The organism is Tardiphaga sp. (assembly GCF_025356345.1).
Lineage (GTDB): Bacteria > Pseudomonadota > Alphaproteobacteria > Rhizobiales > Xanthobacteraceae > Tardiphaga.
Window position 1 is genome coordinate 1 of the sequence record NZ_JANXTC010000389.1, and the last position, 4,934, is coordinate 4,934.

Genomic DNA, 4,934 nt, shown 5'->3' on the forward strand with positions numbered 1-4,934 from the left:
GAACACGCCGCTGCCGCCAGCGCCGCCCTGCCAGAACGGATTGTCATAGATGTTGCCGTTGAAAGCGACGTCGAGACGGATCGCGCCGCCGATCTTGATGCAGGTGTCGGTGCCGGGGATGTAGTAGAAGCCAGCGCCGTACAGCGAGCAGACCTTCACGTATTCGACCGCTTTGGCCTTGACGGGAAGATCGGCTGCCTGGGCTGCGCCCATGGCGAGAATGCTCGCCGCTGAGCCGAGAATAAGGCCCTTAATCGTCTTCATGTAAACCTCCAAGTTGCTTTAGGGAAGGTTCCGCAACGGGGTGAGGATCACCCTGAAGACAAGTCCCTTAGTCCCTGACAACCCGCGAGGCGTTTCGGCTCCTGGACACGCGCGCACGAGACGAGCGAGGTCTTCGAGTGAACCACCTTTACGGGACGACCTCGGGATGCCCCCCTCCGTCGCACCGTGAACATCTCCCAACCCTTTCCGTTTCGCAACAATGGAACGCCTCGAAGTCGCCGCTTTGACCCGTTTCCACGGCCGGTGTTGCTTAAATCACACGGGTTCGTGATTGAGGGAACCACGCAAGCCGTTGGTTTCGTTCATGTTTCATTATGTCATGGTTAATGCGGTATTTACCTACGTTAACAAGTGCGGTCGTCGCGGGATACCCGGTAGTCGAGCAATGACGGAAACCGGGCGCCCCAAAGGGACGATTCGCCGCGGTCGGGGCGCCAGAATCGGCGGGACGCGCCCTGCCCCTGCGATGGCTGAGCGCGGCCAGGGTCCGGTCGCGGCCGATCGCGGAAATTTGGGGCACAACCCGCCGAGATGCGAAGTGGTGCTTGCGGCTGACGGCCGTGTCGGGCATATCCAGCATTGTTGGAGCTGTGGCCGAGTGGCTGAAGGCACCGCTTTGCTAAAGCGGCATACCTTTTACCGGGTATCGAGGGTTCGAATCCCTCCGGCTCCGCCAATTATTTCAATCGCGATCATCCCGTGCCGATGCGACCGACCGCCCACAGCGTGGGCGGCAGGTCGCATCATCGGTTATTTCAACCCGGTCAGCTACCAGGTCTGATTGCGCGAATTGTCACCCACGCCGTAGCCATAGCCGCCCGACGACGACGCGCCGGGACCGACCGCCCCACCGGACATGCTGCCGAAGGCGTCGCGGGTGTTCGATCGCCGTGCATGATGATGATTCTTGCGGGCGGCGCCTGCTTCAATCGTAGCGCGCGACGCCAAACGGGCTGACGACGTCTGCGTCGCGTCACGTGAGGCGGCGATCGCGGAGGACGGCGCGCTGGCCCATACGGCCGCAGCGGCGACAAGCGCCAGCGCGGCGCCGCGGACCATCGATGATGATGAGATATTGCTGGTAGACATGAACCTATCCTTGTCGATACGGCCGGACGGCCGTTGTGGTGACTGACAAGGAACAGATCGGGTCGCTTCGGCTGCGAACAACCAACGGGGAATGACAACCGCGTGAGACGATCAAGGCCGCGCGCGGGAATGCCGCCCGGAACACAAATAAATGATCGCGAACGCGACAAAAGCGCCGTTGGCGCGTGCCGCCGAACAAGGAGCCTCGATCGTATTTGCAGAGGTCCGTCAAACGCCCATCGCCGCGAAGGATGCCGGGCGGCTTCGATTAATGATCGAGCGCCCTCATCCTTCGCAGGCGGATGCGTGATTAGTGCGAGCTGACCATCCAGGCGCGGGCTTCGCGCTGCGCGGCCGCGATATCGAGGTCCGACATCATCTCGGCGATCTCGCGGCGCATCGCGATGGCATCGACCCGGCCCTTGAGAGCGGCGAGGTTAAACCATTTATGCGCGGCGATGAGATCGACGATCCCGGAGCGACCGCTGGCCCAGTATAGTCCGCGCTCGAACAGCACATCCTGAATGTCGCTGGCAACGATCGGCATCGCCGTATCAAAATCAATTTGTCCCTGAAACATGTTCTATCCTTTTTTATAATTGGCCGCCCTGATCCGAGCGCGCCCCTGTCCGTTTTCAACGTCATCCCAACCGCCGTTTGCCGGCTTGTTGCGATCATGATGTCGATAAAATTTGAATGGCAGTTTAAGCATCGCGATGAATCGAATCTGAACGCGCGCGCCGCGGCGTGCCCCACCGCGGAGAACAAACCCAGCAAAATTGGGCACTTCCTGCGATTTCGCGACATTCGGTTTACCGTGCTGCTTGGCGATGTCGTAACCATCGCGGAACGCGCGGGCGTCCGCGGCCCAACACCGCCGGACCAATCGACGCAACGCGGCGTGGATCATGCGCGGCCGTCCCGCATCGCGGGGGCGGTGGCACCATTCGCGTCGGCTGGAGCGGCGCGTTGCGACAGAGCCGTGCGGGGTACGGAGATGGGGTCCGGGGATCAACCACGCCGGAGCAGAGACGAGGGCGTCGGCAACACGTCAGGATCAAATCCCATGGGGCAACGCCACCGATGAGACTGCGAACCAAGGGTCCGCACCGAACAAGAACGCCGATAACGAATTACCGGGCTCTTCGCCACACCGCTTGGCAGCAGGGCAAGCCCTGCGGTATCGCGGTTCAGCCGTTTGACCTGATGTCTCGCCGACACCCTCTTTCGTCAACCAGAGCCGCCGCGCTGCCGATCCGCTTCGAGAAGCCAACCGTTGTCGGAGCTACTGTGACGTCGCCGGCGGCAACCGCCGGCAAGTTCTTCAGAAGCAGCGTTACTTCTTCTTCGCAACCTTCTTGGTCTTCTTCGCGGTCTTCTTCACCGCGCTCTTGGTTGCTTTCTTGACTGCCTTCTTCACTGCCTTCTTAACTTTCTTAGCCATGGTGCCCTCCGAGTAGTGTGTGAGACGACTTGATCGCTGCGTGCACCCGGGAATCGAAATGCACTACATCCCGAATACACCAACAGTTTCAAAAAAACAGTGTCTCGCTTAAGGAAGTGTTGACGACGCCGGGATGCGATCCGCCCTACGCGCCCAGCGACAACTTGCAAACTCGCCATCCGGCAATGTGAAAAACGCGTGAAAACACTACGTTTCCGATTGTCAAGATCGCAGGAAATGCCTGTGCTGCAAATACAATCGTCGTTCGTGATAGCAACCAACTACACAAACCCGCGCGCCCTGCGAGTCGTGGATTTGCGTCCGAAATCAGCGCGTCGGACTCTGAGTCGGGATTTTTGGCAATCAAAAAATTTTTGCGAAAATCGAGCTGACGTCTTCTGACGACGCGTCGCAACCGCGTTTTCCGCCGAATCGCGGATGCCTGATTCGTCGCGGCGATCGCGCCGGGTGGACCGCCGCCTAGCCATCGCGGCGACCGGTGCCCTGGCGTCAACGCCGGGAAACCGCGCGCGACGGATAGTCCCGGCGCTCGTCAGAGTCCGAGCTTGCGCTTCAGCAGGTCATTGACGGATTGCGGATTGGCCTTGCCGCCGGACGACTTCATCACCTGGCCGACGAACCATCCCATCAGCGCCGGCTTGGCCTGCGCCTGCGCCACCTTGTCGGGATTGGCCTTGATGATGTCGTCGACCACCTGTTCGATCGCGCTGATGTCGGTGACCTGCTTCATGCCGCGGGCCTCCACCAGCGCGCGCGGATCGCCGCCCTCGGTCCAGACGATCTCGAACAGATCCTTGGCGATCTTGCCGGAGATGGTGCCCTCGCCGATCAGGTCGACGATGGCGGCGATCTGCGCGGCGGAAACCGGCGACGATTCGATGGCCTGGCCTTCCTTGTTGAGGCGGCCGAACAATTCGTTGATCACCCAGTTGGCGGCGAGCTTGCCGTCACGCGCCTTGTCGGCGAGCCCTTCGAGCACCGCCTCGAAGAAGTCGGCGCTTTCCCGTTCGCCAACCAGCACGGCAGCGTCATAGGGCGACAGGCCGAAGCTGCCAATGAAGCGGGCCTTCTTCTCGTCCGGCAGTTCGGGAAGGTCAGCCTTCAGCCGGGCGACGTACTCCTCGCTGAATTCCAGCGGCAGCAGATCCGGATCCGGGAAATAGCGGTAGTCATGCGCCTCTTCCTTGGAGCGCATCGACCGCGTCTCGCTCTTGTTGGGGTCGTAGAGCCGGCTTTCCTGGTCGATCTTGCCGCCATCCTCGAGGATGCCGATCTGGCGCCGCGCCTCGACCTCGATGGCCTGACCGATGAAGCGGATCGAATTGACGTTCTTGATCTCGCAGCGGGTGCCAAGTTCAGCGCCGGGCTTGCGCACGGAGACGTTGACGTCGGCGCGCAGACTGCCCTTCTCCATGTCGCCGTCGCAGGTGCCAAGGTAGCGCAGGATGGTGCGCAACTTGGTCACATAGGCCTGCGCCTGCTCCGATGAGCGCATATCCGGCTTGGAGACGATCTCCATCAGCGCCACGCCGGAGCGGTTGAGGTCGACGTATGACATCGTCGGGTTCTGGTCGTGCAACAGCTTGCCGGCGTCCTGCTCCAGATGCAGCCGCTCGATCCCGATGGTAATGCTGTCGCCGTCGCCGAATTCGACGACCACCTCGCCCTCGCCAACGATCGGCGACTTGTACTGGCTGATCTGGTAGCCCTGCGGCAGGTCGGGATAGAAGTAATTCTTGCGGTCAAAGGTCGAGCGCCGGTTGATCTGCGCCTTCAGACCAAGGCCCGTGCGCACCGCCTGGCTGACGCAATGCGCGTTGATCACTGGCAGCATGCCCGGCATCGCCGCGTCGACCAGCGAGACGTGGCTGTTCGGCGCGCCGCCGAATTCGGTGGAGGCGCCGGAGAACAGCTTGGCGTGGGACGTCACCTGGGCATGGATCTCCAGCCCGATCACCATTTCCCAGTCGCCGGTCGAGCCTTCTATCAGTTTTGCGTTTGTCGCACTCATGTGCGTCCACCCTCGACCAGCACGGAAGTGATCTCATCCCATTCAGCTTCGAGAGGCCCCTTCGCCACTGGCTGGCCGGCCTGC

Annotated in this window: 6 protein-coding genes and 1 tRNA gene; 2 read left to right on the top strand and 5 right to left on the bottom strand. The window is 61.5% G+C overall.

Annotated features, from left to right (window positions below):
- Window positions 1-264: porin (locus Q0S16_RS23805; RefSeq protein ID WP_295854139.1), on the bottom strand; the 264-nt coding region annotated here is incomplete at its 3' end.
- Between the two features lie 605 nt (window positions 265-869).
- On the opposite strand from Q0S16_RS23805, the gene Q0S16_RS23810 reads away from it, so the two are divergent.
- A tRNA-Ser gene (locus Q0S16_RS23810) sits at window positions 870-961 on the top strand.
- 92 nt (window positions 962-1,053) lie between these two features.
- Here the strand turns inward: Q0S16_RS23810 and Q0S16_RS23815 are convergent.
- Entirely contained in the window at window positions 1,054-1,374 is a 321-nt protein-coding gene (locus tag Q0S16_RS23815; protein WP_295854142.1) for a hypothetical protein, read from the bottom strand.
- Window positions 1,375-1,525: 151 nt separating this feature from the next.
- Here Q0S16_RS23815 and Q0S16_RS23820 point away from each other — a divergent pair, with 151 nt between their 5' ends.
- Complete coding sequence (locus Q0S16_RS23820) at window positions 1,526-1,684, top strand: hypothetical protein (protein ID WP_295854146.1); 159 nt, start codon at window positions 1,526-1,528, stop codon at window positions 1,682-1,684.
- Here the strand turns inward: Q0S16_RS23820 and Q0S16_RS23825 are convergent, their stop codons facing one another.
- The 3 genes from Q0S16_RS23825 to gatB form a co-directional block, all read right to left on the bottom strand.
- On the bottom strand, window positions 1,685-1,954 hold the full coding sequence (locus Q0S16_RS23825) for a hypothetical protein (protein ID WP_295854148.1): 270 nt from the start codon (window positions 1,952-1,954) through the stop codon (window positions 1,685-1,687).
- 3 nt (window positions 1,955-1,957) lie between these two features.
- Window positions 1,958-2,284: a hypothetical protein gene (locus Q0S16_RS23830; RefSeq protein WP_295854153.1), complete on the bottom strand. Its 327-nt coding sequence runs from the start codon at window positions 2,282-2,284 to the stop codon at window positions 1,958-1,960.
- Window positions 2,285-3,371: 1,087 nt separating this feature from the next.
- Window positions 3,372-4,850, bottom strand: a complete 1,479-nt coding sequence (gatB, locus tag Q0S16_RS23835; protein WP_295854156.1) for an Asp-tRNA(Asn)/Glu-tRNA(Gln) amidotransferase subunit GatB — start codon at window positions 4,848-4,850, stop codon at window positions 3,372-3,374.
- Between the last annotated feature and the right edge of the window lie 84 nt (window positions 4,851-4,934).